This window comes from Niallia yueguangensis (assembly GCF_052663115.1).
In genome coordinates this window covers 1-15,024 of sequence record NZ_JBQTCX010000023.1, presented here as the reverse complement: position 1 = coordinate 15,024, position 15,024 = coordinate 1, and the positions used below count along the sequence as shown (strand labels likewise).

17 protein-coding genes, 1 pseudogene and 1 other annotated feature are annotated in these 15,024 nt (G+C 35.0%); of the genes and pseudogenes, 6 read left to right on the top strand and 12 right to left on the bottom strand.

The window, feature by feature from the left end; translation table 11 throughout:
* Window positions 1–144: 144 nt before the first annotated feature.
* Entirely contained in the window at window positions 145–1,272 is a 1,128-nt protein-coding gene (locus ACTYA4_RS17735; RefSeq protein WP_443481606.1) for an IscS subfamily cysteine desulfurase, read from the top strand.
* Between the two features lie 69 nt (window positions 1,273–1,341).
* Here the strand turns inward: ACTYA4_RS17735 and ACTYA4_RS17730 are convergent, their stop codons facing one another.
* The 3 genes from ACTYA4_RS17730 to ACTYA4_RS17720 are packed head-to-tail and all read right to left on the bottom strand — an operon-like array spanning window position 1,342 to window position 2,613.
* Window positions 1,342–1,926, bottom strand: coding sequence for a TetR/AcrR family transcriptional regulator (locus ACTYA4_RS17730; protein WP_443481605.1), 585 nt, complete (start codon window positions 1,924–1,926; stop codon window positions 1,342–1,344).
* A 34-nt stretch (window positions 1,927–1,960) separates the two neighbouring features.
* The gene (locus ACTYA4_RS17725) at window positions 1,961–2,272 is read right to left on the bottom strand and encodes a DMT family transporter (RefSeq protein WP_443481604.1); all 312 of its coding nucleotides are present in this window, start codon (window positions 2,270–2,272) and stop codon (window positions 1,961–1,963) included.
* Window positions 2,272–2,613, bottom strand: a complete 342-nt coding sequence (locus ACTYA4_RS17720; RefSeq protein WP_443481603.1) for a DMT family transporter — start codon at window positions 2,611–2,613, stop codon at window positions 2,272–2,274. The genes ACTYA4_RS17725 and ACTYA4_RS17720 overlap by 1 nt, the downstream gene beginning before the upstream one ends.
* Before the next feature lie 226 nt (window positions 2,614–2,839).
* Here ACTYA4_RS17720 and ACTYA4_RS17715 point away from each other — a divergent pair, with 226 nt between their 5' ends.
* Window positions 2,840–3,292, top strand: coding sequence for a YrvL family regulatory protein (locus ACTYA4_RS17715; RefSeq protein WP_443481602.1), 453 nt, complete (start codon window positions 2,840–2,842; stop codon window positions 3,290–3,292).
* Between the two features lie 131 nt (window positions 3,293–3,423).
* Here ACTYA4_RS17715 and ACTYA4_RS17710 read toward each other — a convergent pair whose 3' ends face one another.
* From ACTYA4_RS17710 to ACTYA4_RS17685, 6 genes are all read right to left on the bottom strand, one after another.
* A complete protein-coding gene (locus tag ACTYA4_RS17710) occupies window positions 3,424–4,323 on the bottom strand; it encodes a PhzF family phenazine biosynthesis isomerase (RefSeq protein ID WP_443481601.1) in 900 nt (299 codons plus the stop codon).
* A gap of 243 nt (window positions 4,324–4,566) precedes the next feature.
* A complete protein-coding gene (locus tag ACTYA4_RS17705) occupies window positions 4,567–4,887 on the bottom strand; it encodes an iron-sulfur cluster biosynthesis family protein (RefSeq protein WP_443481600.1) in 321 nt (106 codons plus the stop codon).
* Window positions 4,888–5,058: 171 nt separating this feature from the next.
* On the bottom strand, window positions 5,059–6,738 hold the full coding sequence (gene argS, locus ACTYA4_RS17700; RefSeq protein ID WP_445505778.1) for an arginine--tRNA ligase: 1,680 nt from the start codon (window positions 6,736–6,738) through the stop codon (window positions 5,059–5,061).
* Window positions 6,739–6,974: 236 nt separating this feature from the next.
* Window positions 6,975–7,196, bottom strand: a binding site (T-box leader).
* An 81-nt stretch (window positions 7,197–7,277) separates the two neighbouring features.
* Window positions 7,278–7,931, bottom strand: a complete 654-nt coding sequence (locus tag ACTYA4_RS17695) for a YdeI/OmpD-associated family protein (RefSeq protein ID WP_443481599.1) — start codon at window positions 7,929–7,931, stop codon at window positions 7,278–7,280.
* Window positions 7,932–8,167: 236 nt separating this feature from the next.
* Entirely contained in the window at window positions 8,168–8,731 is a 564-nt protein-coding gene (locus tag ACTYA4_RS17690) for an SMI1/KNR4 family protein (protein WP_443481719.1), read from the bottom strand.
* 120 nt (window positions 8,732–8,851) lie between these two features.
* Window positions 8,852–9,130 (bottom strand): hypothetical protein, encoded by a 279-nt coding sequence (locus ACTYA4_RS17685; protein WP_443481598.1) that lies wholly within the window; start codon window positions 9,128–9,130, stop codon window positions 8,852–8,854.
* A gap of 113 nt (window positions 9,131–9,243) precedes the next feature.
* Here ACTYA4_RS17685 and ACTYA4_RS17680 point away from each other — a divergent pair, with 113 nt between their 5' ends.
* Together ACTYA4_RS17680 and ACTYA4_RS17675 are read left to right on the top strand one after the other, a co-directional pair.
* The gene (locus tag ACTYA4_RS17680) at window positions 9,244–9,495 is read left to right on the top strand and encodes a hypothetical protein (RefSeq protein WP_443481597.1); all 252 of its coding nucleotides are present in this window, start codon (window positions 9,244–9,246) and stop codon (window positions 9,493–9,495) included.
* A gap of 199 nt (window positions 9,496–9,694) precedes the next feature.
* Window positions 9,695–10,192, top strand: a complete 498-nt coding sequence (locus tag ACTYA4_RS17675) for a GNAT family N-acetyltransferase (protein WP_443481596.1) — start codon at window positions 9,695–9,697, stop codon at window positions 10,190–10,192.
* 115 nt (window positions 10,193–10,307) lie between these two features.
* Here ACTYA4_RS17675 and ACTYA4_RS17670 read toward each other — a convergent pair whose 3' ends face one another.
* From ACTYA4_RS17670 to ACTYA4_RS17660, 3 genes are all read right to left on the bottom strand, one after another.
* The gene (locus tag ACTYA4_RS17670) at window positions 10,308–11,264 is read right to left on the bottom strand and encodes an NADP-dependent oxidoreductase (RefSeq protein WP_443481595.1); all 957 of its coding nucleotides are present in this window, start codon (window positions 11,262–11,264) and stop codon (window positions 10,308–10,310) included.
* Window positions 11,265–11,283: 19 nt separating this feature from the next.
* Window positions 11,284–12,168 (bottom strand): LysR family transcriptional regulator, encoded by an 885-nt coding sequence (locus tag ACTYA4_RS17665; protein ID WP_443481594.1) that lies wholly within the window; start codon window positions 12,166–12,168, stop codon window positions 11,284–11,286.
* Between the two features lie 97 nt (window positions 12,169–12,265).
* Window positions 12,266–12,925 (bottom strand): type 1 glutamine amidotransferase domain-containing protein, encoded by a 660-nt coding sequence (locus ACTYA4_RS17660; protein WP_443481593.1) that lies wholly within the window; start codon window positions 12,923–12,925, stop codon window positions 12,266–12,268.
* 374 nt (window positions 12,926–13,299) lie between these two features.
* Here ACTYA4_RS17660 and ACTYA4_RS17655 point away from each other — a divergent pair.
* Window positions 13,300–14,314 (top strand): annotated as a pseudogene (locus tag ACTYA4_RS17655) (IS1595 family transposase).
* Window positions 14,315–14,454: 140 nt separating this feature from the next.
* Window positions 14,455–14,964: a MepB family protein gene (locus ACTYA4_RS17650; RefSeq protein WP_443481592.1), complete on the top strand. Its 510-nt coding sequence runs from the start codon at window positions 14,455–14,457 to the stop codon at window positions 14,962–14,964.
* Window positions 14,965–15,024: the final 60 nt, after the last annotated feature.

Sequence of the window (15,024 nt, the reverse complement as noted above, 5' to 3'; positions counted from 1 at the left end):
TAACAGGTGTCTTGACACTTATATTTACATAGTTTTAAACTTATGACAAGTATTTTCTTTTAGGACTTTTTAATATTCTCATTTTCTTTATGTTAAGAAGGATTTTTTTATGGATTCATCAAGCAACTATTTGGAGGGAACACGATGATTTATTTCGATTATGCGGCAACTTGTCCGTTGGATAAAGATGCAGCTAGCGCATATATTAAAGTAGCTGCTAATTATTTTGCCAACTCTAACAGTCTTCATGATATGGGAGGCACAGTTCAATCTTTTATAGAACAATGCCGCAGTGATTTTGCTTCTTTATTAGGAGTAGACAAAGAGGGAATTTATTTTACAAGCGGCGGATCGGAAAGCAACTTTTTAACGATCCAGGCTTTGCTGTCGGAACAACCAAAGAACAAGAATCATATAATAACAACATTAGCAGAGCACTCTTCGATTCACAGCACGATGAAAATACTAGAAAAACAAGGATATGAAATAGATTATCTTCCCGTCATGAATAACGGGCTAATTGATTTAGAGCTCTTTGAAAAAAGGTTAAACGAAAATACTGCACTAGTTTCGATTCATCATGTCAACTCAGAAACTGGTGCCATTCAACCGATTGAGGAAATAGGTTCCATTTGCAAAAAACATGGTGTTCTTTTTCATAGTGACTTTGTACAAAGCTTTGGCAAACTTCCACTTACCTCTTTCACAAACATGCTTGATGGTTTTTCTCTATCAAGTCATAAGTTTTATGGACCAAAAGGAGTCGGAGTCGCATATATCAACCCAAAACATAATTGGGAAGGCTATTACCCGGGAACGACTCATGAAAATGGGTTTAGACCTGGCACGTTAAATACGGCAGGAATTGTATCCATGACGGTTGCTGCGCAAAAAGCACATTTGCAATTAGAGGGGAATCAGTTTCATTTTAAGCAGCTGCGAAACGCCTTTTTACAAAAAACAAAAGGAAATTCATCTATCCATGTAATAGAATGTGCCCAGCAACTTCCATCTATTATTGGATTACGAGTAAAGAATATGGAAGGTCAGTGGGTCATGTTGGAAAGTAATCGAAGAGGATATGCGATTTCAACAGGTAGTGCCTGTCAAGTCGGTCAACAAACTCCATCAAAGTCAATGAAGGCAATGGGCTTTTCGGATGAACAAGCAAAGGAATTTGTGCGGATTTCGTTTGGGAAAGATACAACAATCGAAGAAGTAGAACAGTATGCACAACTATTAAAAGAAATGATTGCTGAAACATCTAGCTAACAACAAGATTAATAACTAGCAATAGTGCAGTTTTTTGTCTTTTTTACAAATACTGCACTTTCTACCGTTCTACCTTCTCTTTATTCCCTGCCAAAAAATTCTCCATAACGCCTCAAGCTTTTCTTCTACTCGATTAGACGTATGAAAATAAACTAGCTCCACCATAATGGCCATAATCATCCCTGTATAAGCAATCGTTAAAGTCTCTTCATTCTCTTCTGCTGTTAGGGCATCTTGTTGTATCCATTGTTTAAATGCTTTTTTCAACAGCATTTCCTGTAATATCTCTACTTCCATTACGTCTTTATGCACCTCTTGATAAAGATGGGCGGGCGGAAAAAAACCCATGCGGAGCCAAAATTTTAAGCTTTCATTTTTTTGAAACATTTCTTTTGTATGTACTAAATAACCATATAAAAAATCATCTGCATTTCTCGTATTATTTTGTTGAAAATACGTTTCTTTTAAGCTTATTTCTACTTTTTTTGCTTCTCTTAATACTTCTAAAAACAACTCATCCTTCCCCTTAAAATGGGCATAAATAGAAGATTTCTTAATGCCTGCTTCTTCTGCAATTTGTGCAAGGGAGGTGCCCTCGTATCCGTGTAATCCAAAATATTTTAAAGCCGCCTGTTTTAATTCCTCACGTTTCACAAGGTCTCCTCCTTTCATGAAATGATTAACTTCACTATGAAATTATTTTTAGTCCGATTGACGCTGCTAAAATCATGCTGATAAATAATAATCGTTTCCAGTCTTTTGGTTCATTATATAAAAACATGCCGATACATGCAGAACCAATTGTGCCGATTCCTGTCCAAATTCCATATGCTGTTCCCATTGGAATGGTCTTTAATGCGTATGTCAACATACCAAAACTTAATACAAATCCTAAAACAAGAAAAATGACCGCATCCCATTTTTTCTGTGTCAATCTTTTTATATTAAGCACGCCTGCCACTTCACATAAACCTGCTATCATTAACGCAATCCACGCCATTATACTTTCTCCTTTGTTCCAGGGTTTTTATCTGTCACTATTTTCAAACCGATTACACCTGCCAGTAATATTCCGATAAACAATATTTTTAATGGCTGTATCGGTTCATGAAATAGGATAATCTCTCCTACCACAGTACCTACTGTTCCAAGACCAGTAAAAACTGCATATACGGTTCCAATCGGCAAAAAATTAGTTGTATATATTAGCAGGGAAAAACTAAAAATAATGGCTATTCCGGTTCCAATCCATTCTAAAGGTGTTTCTGCATATTTTAATCCTGCAACCCAAAGCACTTCTACTAAACCTGCTCCAAAAACCATCATCCAATAACGATTCATATTTTGCCTCCTCTAGAGCTTCTAACTATTTTACTATCGAACCAACCGACCGTTCGGTAGTTATTTTGCCACGTTTCTTTTTCCTTGTCAAACAAATCGTTTATAGTAAATTTTTTGGAATTACTTGAAACTATATTATTCTCTAATCGTATAAAAGAATGCCTTTGTTTTCTTACAAGATGATTCATAATATTTAGCTTGTTTAGAAGTTTAGGAGTGTATCGATATGAATTCAGAAAAACCATTTCGCAATGAAACACTTAAATCAAAAATCTTTATTATTTCCATCATTACTTTTTTGATTCTATTTGCACTTGCTTTTGTATTTGCTACTTATTATTTTGGTTTATTAGGATTTTTTAAGCTTCTTCATGTACAGTATGACTCTTTTTACACGCTATTTCTGTTTGTGCTGTTTTATCTTTTATTAGGCATTATTGGGGAGATTATTTTCAAATTGTTAAATACATTGATCCATGCATTAATCCCAACAGCCTTTATGCAGTTTTTCACTGAGTTTCTATTAAACTATTTTGTCAACTGGGCGATTATTTTTTTATTAGACAGTTGGATGGATTCTATTCAAATTGGTGAATATACACAAATATTAGCTGCTGCTTTGATCAGCTTAATAGAACTAGTCGTTGAAAAATCGGGGAAAAAGAATGAAAATACATAAGTAAGAAGCTATCACAGTAGGGGGTTTTCATCTCCATTTTATTGCTGGCTAAACAAAGCCAAATCATTCACGTTGTGTAAAAGTGTGAATGACTTGGCTTTCTTTTAGGTTATCGTAATATTACTTATTTATTAATATTCCAATCTCCATTCTTTTACATACACTGCACTCCCAGTAATTTGCACCTCAAATCCTTTATCCTGGTTACAAACTTCCACCAATACTTTTCCATCTTTGTTCATTTCCTGTCCTTGTTCGACTATTAATTTCATTTTTTCGTCTTGCTTCAATAGCTTATTTATGTATGTCGCATAATATGCCCCCATAACACCTGAAGCTGTACCTGTAACAGGATCCTCTACCGTTCCAGAATATGGAGAGGAAAAATGGCGACCATGCATGTTTGCTTCTGCATGATAGGTTTCTAAACAAAATGGATGCAATGATGCATGTGGTTTTTCCGTTAATATCGTTGGGAAATCTTGATTTATAGGTTTCATTTTTTGGAAGGTGTCTAATTTTTTTATTGGAATTAGCAAAGTCCATATTCCTGTACTTCCGTAAACAATCGGCAAATTTTTATCTATTTCCTCTTCTAAAATACTAATAGAAAGAGCAAGCGCTTGCCTTGATCCTTTATACTCATGAAATTTCGGTGCAGCTTGCTTCATCGTTATTTCATATTCACCATTTGCTAAAAAGTTAATTTCTACAGTAAATATACCTGCTTTCGTTTCAATTGTGACCTTTTTTTGTCGCAATTTATCTTGTAACACTAATGCACCAATGGCAGCCATCGTTCCATGTCCACATAAATCCATTTCGTGACCAGGTGTGAAATAACGAATCCTTATATCTGCAACTTCTGATGCAACAAGAAAGGACGTTTCATTAAAGCCAATAAGATGGGCTATTTTCTGCATCTCTTCGTCTGTTAAGTGATCAGCGTCTAATACGACGCCGGCTGGATTCCCTTTATTCGGCATTTGACTAAACGCATCATAATGATAAACTTTTACTGAATTCCCCACTGCCTATTCCCTCCTTTTCGATCATTTTTGATAGGATGTATTTTTTTATAAAAAGGCTTAGTTAAAAGGGGATTTCCGAAGCTTATCGCTCGCTGTGTGCCTGTGTGGTCTTCCTCTGACTCACTTTTCCCGCAGGAGTCTCACGCCTTCCACTCCAATCAACATCGTGTCAAAATCAACAATGAGCTTTTATATAGACTTATAAAAAATGCTCTCCCTCTCTGGAAAGCGATTTTTATTATTTTATACGGTTACTTTTCTTTTCACTTCTAAATAGAAGGAATAGATTTGACTTGCGCCTACTAAACGAAAGCCTTTTCCTTGTACATAATCCAACTTTAAGTCTTCATTAGTATGTTTTAACGTCAGTTGATCTAAATAAATTACGATTCCGTTATCTTCAAATTTTGTATCCTTATCATCTATATAATCTAAAGCAAATTCGAAATCATACGTATAACTGCATCCGCCGCTGAAAATGGTACTTATTTTAAAATTTGCTCCTTCTGGAACATCATATGTTTGCAATTTATTTTTCGCATCTTCTGTAATCGTGATATTCATTTTTACGCCACTCCTTTATTAGGTGGAAATAACCTGTTTGTTCTTCGTCTATTATTCCATCACGAAGAAAAGATGAAGCATGCTTCCACAATTCCATTGTAAGACAAGTTATCTTTTTTAGAAAAACATCTGCTCATCATTTTTACCTATTTTTTGAAAATGCAATTACTTTTACATTTCTTCCGGTGCTTCTATTCCTAATAACCGCAAACCTTCTTTTAAAACGATTGTTACTGCATACACAAGTGCTAATCTTTGTTGTTTTAGGGCATCTTCTTCTAGAATTCGTGTAGATGCGTAATATTTATTAAAAGCTTTTGAAAGGTCAAGCACGTATTTGGCTATTTCAGACGGATCATAGTTGATCATCGCCCGTTTTATTTTTTCTGGAAAATGCAGTAATACCTTTATCACATTCCAGCTTATATCATCTGCAAGTTCATACTTTTCTAATTCCATCATATTCCCTTTTCTTAATAAGGAGCATGCTCGTGCATGTGTATATTGAACATAAGGTCCTGTTTCTCCTTCAAAACGAAGCATATCATGTAATGAAAATTCAATATCCGATAATCGATAATGCTTTAAATCATGAAAGATAACCGCACCTGTGCCTACTTGTATTGCCACTTCCTCTTTTGCTTGTAAGCTTGGATTTTTTTCTTCGATGCTTTGACAGGCAAGATCAATCGCCTCGTTTAACACTTCTTCCAGTAATACTACTTTCCCTTTTCTCGTAGACATTTTTTTGCCATCTTTTAACATCATCCCAAACGGAATATGAACCATTCCATTTTGCCAATCATACCCCATTTTATTTAGCACAGCAAAAAGCTGTTTAAAATGCAGTGTTTGTTCATTTCCTACTACATATATAGCTTTTACAAACTGATACGTTTCTTGTCGATATATGGCAGCCGCTAAATCACGGGTGGCATAGAGGGTGGTGCCATCTTTTTTCTTGATTAAACAAGGTGGAAAACCATCTAATTGAACGACTTTTGCACCTTCTGATTCTAAAAGCAAATGGTCTTTTTCTAATAAATCAATAACCTTATCCATCTTATCATTATAAAAAGCTTCACCATTTTTAGAATCAAAAGTAATGCCAAGTAATTGATACACCTTGTTAAATTCTTTTACTGATTCTTCTCGAAAGTATTTCCATAATTCAACTGCTTCCTCCTCACTGTCTTCCAATTTTTTAAACCAATATCTCCCTTGATCATTTAACTGAGGATTTTTTTCTGCTTCTTCATGAAATGCTACATATAGTTTTAATAATTCTTTAATTGGATTTTCTTTAACCTTCTCTTTATCTCCCCATAATTGATAGGCAACCATCAGCTTTCCAAACTGTGTTCCCCAATCCCCCAAATGATTAATTCTAACTGGTTTGTACCCATTTTTCTCAGCAATATGTGCTAAGGAATTTCCAATTACCGTCGATCGTAAATGTCCCATCGAAAATGGCTTAGCAATATTAGGAGAAGAAAAATCAACGGTTATGACGCCACCATTGCCAATGACTTGTTGACCGTAGCTTTCTTTCTTTATCATTATTTCTTTTAAAATATAGGAAGATAAGACAGGCTTTTTTAAGAAGATATTGACGTATCCTGTAACCACTTCCACTTTATCTATTAATGGTGACTTTAGTTTTGCAGCAAGATCTTCGGCAATTGCTTGCGGAGCCTTCCGAAACCGCTTTGCTAATGGAAAGCATGGAAAGGCATAATCCCCTAAATGGGACAATTTCGGCTTTTCCAAGAAAGAAATAATCGTTTCTTTTTCTATTTCTCCTTGTAAACTATTAACTAAACAATTGGCTAGTTCGTTTTTTATGTTCAACATATTTTCTCCTTTCTGTGGAAAAGGGGACAGAGCTTCGAAATTTAGATGGAAAATAACGCGGTTCTGTGCCCATGTGCCCAATATTTTGTTTTTTTATTCGAATATATAGTGAGTTCTCTACTCACGCCGCCTTTATTATGTCCTGAGTCTGCATACAATTCTTTTTTCCATAAAGGTCTTAAAGAAAATTCTCATGCTAGTTTCTACATAAAAAAACTCCCGCCCCTTCTATTTGAAGAGGCGAGAGTTTTTAATATCCCGCGGTACCACTCTAATTGTTTTTTCCTATTAGAAAAAACCACTTGCCTATGTTAACGGATTATTTCCGGTTTTTCCTACTGTTTTCAGAAAAACATCTCCAAAGTGCGCTTCATTATTTGTTCGGTATTAGGCTCCCACCTACCCTAATTCGCTGTGACTTTCCAAATAACTACTCTCTTTTTCCAAGATTTTTACTATTTTTCATTTATTATACTTATTATATTCTTCATTGCAACTATAAATTCACTAATTTTTATTTTGATTAATTGATTTTCTTATCGAATGTTCTTGTGCGAGCCGTCACAATTGGGCTGTTTTTGAGATAGTCCACAAGTGCAATCATTTAATCCCTTTCCATTGAGAATTTTCTGTATACATTTTTCAACCCTTGACTCTCGAGTTTTGGATTGTTTGGGTTGAGAAAAATGAAGAATGTATGCTCTTTGCCGTCCCGGCGTCAATGCTTCAAAAGCAGTTTTCAAGGCAGGAATTTCATCGAATTTATTTTGAAGTTCTTCAGGTATTATGAATTCAGTATTCTTTTTAAAATTCACTTCCAAACCGGCTTTTTCAACTTCAATGGCTTCATAAATATAGGCTTTCAAGATGGTTTCCATTTCAACTATTTCTTGAACATTGGTGAACCGAATCTGGCGCGCTGCCTGTACATTCTCCGTTTGTTGGATTAGAATTCCATGAGCATCCTTTAACAAGGCACCTTTGTGAAACAGAAGCGCACAATATTCTTTAAATCCATGTATTAAAACGATGTTTTTTTTCTTAAACGTGTAACAAGGATGCATCCACTTAAATTCTTCGGTCAGCTCACAGTCAAGAACGATATTTCTCAACGTCTCATATTCTTCCTTCCACTTTTTAGCATTACTTAAAAATTCATCAACCTTAGGATTCATTCTACTATTTGTCATCAAGGAACACCCCTTTTCAATTTTTTGATCAGCTGACAGTCAAGAATGATCATTCTCCAATTCTTCCTGTTACTTTTTGGCCTTACTTGAATATCCATCAACCTAGAATCATTTTCTATGACCCGATTGTTGAATAGCATGACTGACGTTTTAAACAACTTTATTGTCACTTAACAACTTGTTTGGTAAAAGAACACAACTAATGTTGAAACCAACTTATTAAACATGTAGCACTCCTAAGAAAAGTAAATTAACCCAAGCCACTTTTTACACAGTAATGAATTCAAAGATGTGTGATCTAAATAAACGTAGTCATCTGAAAACAACTCAAAATCTTCTCCCCAGTGTCCTGCACATCCAATACGAATCCAATTATCCATAAACGATTCAAAACTTTCTCCAAGCCTTAATCCATGCATCATTCCATCACTTGCTAAATAAATAACTTCCCCTGGATGATATTTTAAATCGATTGCAAAATAATTCCCGTTTCCATGTCGAGAGAATATAAATGAATACTTCCAATGATCAAGAGCCTGATCTTCATCTAAACCCTCATTGTCACGCCTCATCTCATTTAACATAATTAGTTGGTCAACATCCCAAAGTGGCCCATCCAAAAAACTGCCCGAACTAATCAAACGGTTATTGATATTCAATGCATTTTCTTCACTCACTGCCCAATAGAAATGAACCCTTTTTGAAAACTGCTGCACTACATTTTTATACGAAATGGGAAGTGACATTCCTATTTGAATTTCAATATTCTTAATTTCTTCCTTATTTGCTTTGTCAAAAATATCTATATGTTGAATTTCAGCATGTTTGTTTTTTGTCAGTTGAAGGGTTTGATTTAAAATTACTTGCCATTCTATATAGTTATAAATGTCGTATGTATAAGGTTTAATTTTCTTTTTCTTTCATTTATAAATAGCGCCTGCATATCGAACCCATTGAGGAAGTTCTTTTATAGATTCGGGTATCTCTTCATCAAACCTTTTATTTTCCTTGAGAAATTCTAATCCTTTAATCGTAAGTTTAACTTTAGTAAGCGAGGATTGATCGATATAACCATTTGAATTTAATAATGAAATAAATTGATTAAAATCCCGATCCGGCATTCGATAATCTTTAGAAATGATTCCAACATCTCCGTCATTAATCCGCTTTAGAACACTATATACTAATCTTTCACTCATAAAAACCACCTGTATTTTTTCCATTTACTGTTTTATGAATGTACATAACTAATATTGACATGTAGCGACTCTCCTTACTACACATATAATAAAATACCACGGAGGTGAAAATAATGTATCCTATCCATTCGAAAAACAGATTACATGGTGCTCCAGTTATCGGAACAGTTCCAGTTGTTCCACCAATTGTCCATGGCGCAGGTGGGACAGGTGCTATCGGGCATGGAGCAGTGCCTGCTACCACAAGTTTTACAGCTGGAAGTCCAGTCATTATTTATCCATATTTGCACCCTGCTATGCAATCAACCAATCCATACCAACCATATCTTAATCCTTATGCAAACTATTATCCACCTTTTTATTAATGAATTTTTTACGTTTATAAAAAATATGCTAGCTATAGATTCGTTTCTATACTAGCATGTTTTTTTCAATATATTCCTTATAATAGCTTTATTTTATTTATTCTTTTTAACAGCTAAACTCCAATTATGCAAAATTGTAGTAAAAATTCTAGCCATCTCCTATAATAACAGTAAAATACTTTATAAGGAGTACTTTATTGTGATAATTAGAAAAATAGAAACTTCTGATTCAGAAAACTTTCTTACACTCCGTAAAACATTGGATGAAGAATCAGAATTTATGATGCTTGAACCTGATGAACGACAAACAACGTTAGAACAACAGAAGGAATATATTAAGCAAACTTTATATAATCATTTATCACTCATTCTTGTATGCGAGATAGATGGTAAGATAGTTGGATACCTTTCTGCAACAAGAGAAAGTTTTAAGAGAATGGGTCATAGTGCGTATATTATAATAGGAATACTTAAGGCTTATACAGGTAAAAAAATCGGAACAAATTTATTTTCTGTATTGGAAGATTGGGCTTATTCAAACAATATTCATAGGCTGGAACTTACAGTTATGACCCACAATGAAGCAGCCATCGCCCTTTACAAAAAAATGGGTTTTCAAATAGAAGGAACAAAAAAGCACTCTTTAATGATTAATAATCAGTATATTGATGAATACTATATGGCAAAATTAATATAATTTTTAGCTTTTGTGTAAAAGAGAGTGATATCTGCTTTGGATGATATTCAGACTGTTTAAATTACTACCTCACTGTTCCTTTTATTCTGTCTACAATAATATTATTTTATAGAGCTTAGTCCTCTCTACTTAAAACAATCTTACCTCTTGTTCGACCAGTCTGACTAGAAAGATGGGCTTTTTTTGCTCCATCTATTGTAAGCGGATATACTTCTGAAACTACCGGCTTCAGTTTTTGTGCTTCAACTAGATCAGCAATATTTTTCAAATTTTCTCGATCTGGTCTTGTAAACACAAACTGAACTACTAGTTCACGTTCTTTTTCCAATGCATCTATATACTCAGGACGGACGGTATCTCGCTCACTAATGATTGTAGCTACTTTACCATTTTTCTTCATAAGATGTAATACATCACCATATGCTGAGCCTCCAATTCCATCTAACATAAAGTCAAATTTGGTGTTTGTATTCATGCCCCCAAGATCATATGCAAGAACTTCATCTGCTCCCAATTCACGTACAAAGTCACGATTTTTTGAGCTAGTTGTTGCCGCCACATATGCACCAAACGCTTTTGCGACTTGAATAGCAGCAGAACCAATCCCGCCACTACCTGCTAAAATAAGCACTTTATCCCCCTGCTGAATATTTCCTACTTCAACAAGTGCCTGCCAAACCGTAAGCCCTACTAACGGGAGGGAAGCAGCTTCCACATAGGACAATTTTTTAGGCATTCGGGCAACAAGATATGCTGGAACTACGATTTCGTCGGCGTATGTACCCTGTTTCTCCATTTCAGGTCTAAAAAAAACGTCATCTCCCACTTGAAATTCCTTTACGTTACTCCCAACGCCCGTTACTATTCCTGCTGCATCCCATCCTAAAATAAGAGGCATTTTATATGGAAAGTCCTCTTTCAAATACCCTTCTCGCACTTTCCAGTCTACAGGGTTTACTCCACTTGCTTTAATTGAAATAAGCAGTTCGTTTGGTCCTACTGATTTTGTAGGAATAGAAATTGTCGTGAGCTGTAGTACATTACCATATTGTTTTATACCTATTCCCTTCATCGTAATTACCTCCATTACTTCATACATCTTTATTTGAAATTCGCTTAATGAAGTCTATTGCTTGATTCATTTCTGGTGAGTTTTTATGCTTCGTTTTATAAGCGATATATAATTCATTAGGTACTTTTAAATGCTCCATTATTTTTTTAGCCTTTTCACCATTCATCGAATGATCTAATAGGAAGGTTGGAATTAAGGTGATGCCAGTTCCATATTCCACACTTGCTAACAAAGCATGAAGATTTGGGATAACGTGGATTGGTTTAAGTTGGGGACGCTTGCTAAAGTGCTGCCTCCAAAATCTTCTTATAATTGGCAGGTCCAAACCATAACTTAACCATTTTTGGTTTACCAGCCAATTTTCAACCTCATTTAAGTCTTGAAAGTCTGGAACCATTAATTCTTTAGGTGCAACTAAAACGAATTCTTCCTTCATTAATGGAATATATTCAATCCCTGGCATGTGAAATTTTTTAGATGTAACAATAAGGTCTACTTTATCCTCTGATAATTGATCCATTAATTGAGATGCAACACCAAAATGAGCTATCATGCGGAATTTTTCATCGTTTAGATTAGGCAGGATTAGTTCATTGAAAAATTCAATGGCCGAGCCGAATCTAATCACTGGTACGCTCGATAGCGAGACACTTTTCAGTCCAATTGTCTTTTCCTCCAACGCTTCTATAAGCGGGGCAACTTCTGAATAAAGCTCTTTGCCTCTTTCAGTAGGAAGCATCTTTCGGGATGTTCTTGTAAATAGAGGCTGCCCAACCTCAGCTTCCAGTGCTGCTAGATGCTGGCTCATGGCAGGCTGTGTCATGATTCTTTCTTTTGCGGCTTCGGATACAGAGTTATGCTTATAGATGCTGATAAAACTTCGATACCATTCAAAATCAACCACGTTCATCATCCTTTTTTTAACGATCTTATCTTATTTAGAGAGTTGATGCAAAAAATTTAATAGGTTGATATCTTCAAAAGATATCAACCTATAAGTTTTATCCTAGTTTTTCGATAACAGCATTTGTTACCGCTATTGTAGATTGAGGATTCTGTCCAGTAATTAGGTTCCCATCTACTTCATAATGCGTCGTCCAATTAGGAGCAGCGACAAAAATGGCTCCGAGTTCACGCATTTTGCTTTCTAATAAAAACGGCATATATTGGTCAAGTGTAGTTTCAGCTTCTTCACGATCTGTAAATGTATTGACACGTTTTCCAGCTACTAGAGGTTGACCATCTGAAAGAGTTGCTCCTACTAATCCAGCTGGTCCGTGGCAAACAGCTGCAACAATTTTATCTCCTTCATAAAAATCACGAAGCAATTCCTGAAGTTTTTCGCTCTTTGGCAGATCAAACATTGTTCCGTGTCCACCTGGCAAGAAAATTGCATGGAAACCTTCAGCAGATAATGAATCAAGTTTCACCGTGTTTTGCAAGTATTGTTTCGTGTCCAAAATTTCTTGTGGCGTACTTTCATCTACACTACCTGGATCTACTGGAACTATTCCGCCAAGTGGACTTGCTACGGTTATCTCATATTCTTTTTTCTCGAATGCTAGATATGCTTCAGCAAACTCTGATAACCAAACGCCCGTAGCTTTCTCCTCATTTATTTGCTTATGATTTGTAACTACCATTAATATTTTTTTTGACATTGTCTTTCCTCCATATTTAGATTTCTATGTTACAAGTGTAATTGTAAGTCACAGTTATTCATAAAACAAATTATAAAAAAGCGCATCATCTATAAATATTTTTATAGATAATACGCTTTTTACCCAGTATTCTGTTTCGTTAGTATCTGAATATACTTCGTCCGTTTAGCGAGCGTCGAGCCTCCTCGTCTCATACGCTCTGCTTAAGTCTCGTCTTTCTCGCATTCCCATAGGAGTCTACGTGTATTCAGTCTGCTGAGTCCACATAGACTCCTATTTTTTACGTAGGCTCTGTTAAAAAATAATGTTGATATTTGATACGTTTCCAAAATGCGGTTATAATAAGAACAAACATTCGTATAGGAGAGTTCGAAATGAGCAAAGCGTTTAGCAATTTATTAAAACATATTGATAAATTATCACATACAAATAAAGAACGAGTGTTTCAATGAAAACGCTATGTTGAACCTTCCTCAACTGTTGGTGGTCGTCTAGAGAGAAGCACGTTTCAAAGAAGGCTTTAAATGCCCCCATTGTACTTCTGAACACGTCAATAGATTTGGCAAAACTAATTGTCGCCAACGTTATCGTTGTAAGGCTTGTCGTAAAACCTTTACAGATACTACAAATACGATTCTGTTCCGAACTCGAAAAGGAAACGAATGGATTACTTTTGTTGAATGTATGTTTAAAGGATATTCCCTACGAAAATCAGCGGAAATCGTAGGGGTTACTTGGGTTACGCTTTTTTATTGGAGACACAAGATATTATCAGCCCTTAAACAAATGGATTTTAAGCAATTTGACGGTATTGTTGAAGTTGACGAGACCTATTTTCTGTACTCTCAAAAAGGACAACGTGGTATTAAGAAACGTAAACCTCGTAAACGAGGCGGAAAATCCAAACATAGAGGAATAAGCAAAGAACAAGTCTGTGTTCTTGTCGCTAGAGAGCGAACTAAATCAACGGTTTCTAAGGTAGCGTGTATGGAGCGGGTTGTGAAAACAAAGGTTGATAATATGATTGGTTCTAAACTGACACCTGAAAATGTTCTTGTTACAGATGCTTGGAGAGCCTATAAAACCTATGCAAAGGAAAAAGGGATAGAACATTATCGTATTAAATCTAATGATGGGAAACACGTTATTAAAGGTTTGTACCATATTCAAAATGTTAATGGACTGCACTCACGTTTAAAACATTGGATAAACCGTTTTAAAGGTGTGGCTACTAAATACCTTGATAATTATCTTGCTTCGTTCTTATTTGTAGATAGTCATAGTAATGAAAGTACAAAACATAACATCAAAGAGTTTCTTTTGACATCATTTGTTTTTGAAGTGAAAGAAACATATCGCAGTTTACGCTTATCAAATTTCGCTATTTAGTTCTTATTTAACTAACGGAGCAGGATAGCTAGATAAGAAACGTGATATAATAAGAAAATTTTGACGGTATTTTATGATTAGCCTATTCTATTCAAGAAGGCATTGGATTACGTAGTATAAAAAATAAGGAGTACAAAGCAGTGAATGAATTTTATAAGGCGTTAACATATGTAAATAAAATTTTTTATGAACCAAATCACTTAACAATAAATGCTATTCGAGAAGAAGCTCAAAATTCAGATTATGGGGCTGGTATGTTTCAACTAAATTCAAAATCGGTTAGATTTAGAGTCGCAAAAATAACACCTAACAAGATAGGACAGTTTGTTGCTTTTTGGGAAAAAGATGGAAATAATAAAAACCAAGCCTTTTCATATGAAAAGGCTACTGATTTATTGGTTATCAATACTTTTACTAGTAATAATAATTTTGGACAATTCGTTTTTCCAAAAGAAGTTCTTGTAAAACAAAATATCCTTAAAACAGGCACTACAAAAGGAAAAATGGCAATTAGAGTTTACCCTAGATGGGAAAATCCCACTAGCAAACAAGCTATCGAAACACAAAAATGGCAGTTAGCATATTTTGTTGAGGTGAACAATACAAATAGTTTTCCAGTACAAGAACTATTAAAGCTATATTCTAACTAAAATTGGATAGCCTTGAGCTGGCTAATAGTTTGTGAAGTTTAACACTTCAACTAACGGGCG

Excerpts from the sequence above, each read along its gene's own strand:
- ACTYA4_RS17735 (WP_443481606.1), top strand. The coding sequence starts at position 145 with ATGATTTATTTCGATTATGCGGCAACTTGTCCGTTGGATAAAGATGCA.
- ACTYA4_RS17725 (WP_443481604.1), bottom strand. The coding sequence starts at position 2,272 with ATGGCGTGGATTGCGTTAATGATAGCAGGTTTATGTGAAGTGGCAGGC.
- ACTYA4_RS17720 (WP_443481603.1), bottom strand. The coding sequence starts at position 2,613 with ATGAATCGTTATTGGATGATGGTTTTTGGAGCAGGTTTAGTAGAAGTG.
- ACTYA4_RS17715 (WP_443481602.1), top strand. The coding sequence starts at position 2,840 with ATGAATTCAGAAAAACCATTTCGCAATGAAACACTTAAATCAAAAATC.
- ACTYA4_RS17705 (WP_443481600.1), bottom strand. The coding sequence starts at position 4,887 with ATGAATATCACGATTACAGAAGATGCGAAAAATAAATTGCAAACATAT.
- ACTYA4_RS17695 (WP_443481599.1), bottom strand. The coding sequence starts at position 7,931 with ATGACAAATAGTAGAATGAATCCTAAGGTTGATGAATTTTTAAGTAAT.
- ACTYA4_RS17685 (WP_443481598.1), bottom strand. The coding sequence starts at position 9,130 with ATGAGTGAAAGATTAGTATATAGTGTTCTAAAGCGGATTAATGACGGA.
- ACTYA4_RS17680 (WP_443481597.1), top strand. The coding sequence starts at position 9,244 with ATGTATCCTATCCATTCGAAAAACAGATTACATGGTGCTCCAGTTATC.
- ACTYA4_RS17670 (WP_443481595.1), bottom strand. The coding sequence starts at position 11,264 with ATGAAGGGAATAGGTATAAAACAATATGGTAATGTACTACAGCTCACG.
- ACTYA4_RS17660 (WP_443481593.1), bottom strand. The coding sequence starts at position 12,925 with ATGTCAAAAAAAATATTAATGGTAGTTACAAATCATAAGCAAATAAAT.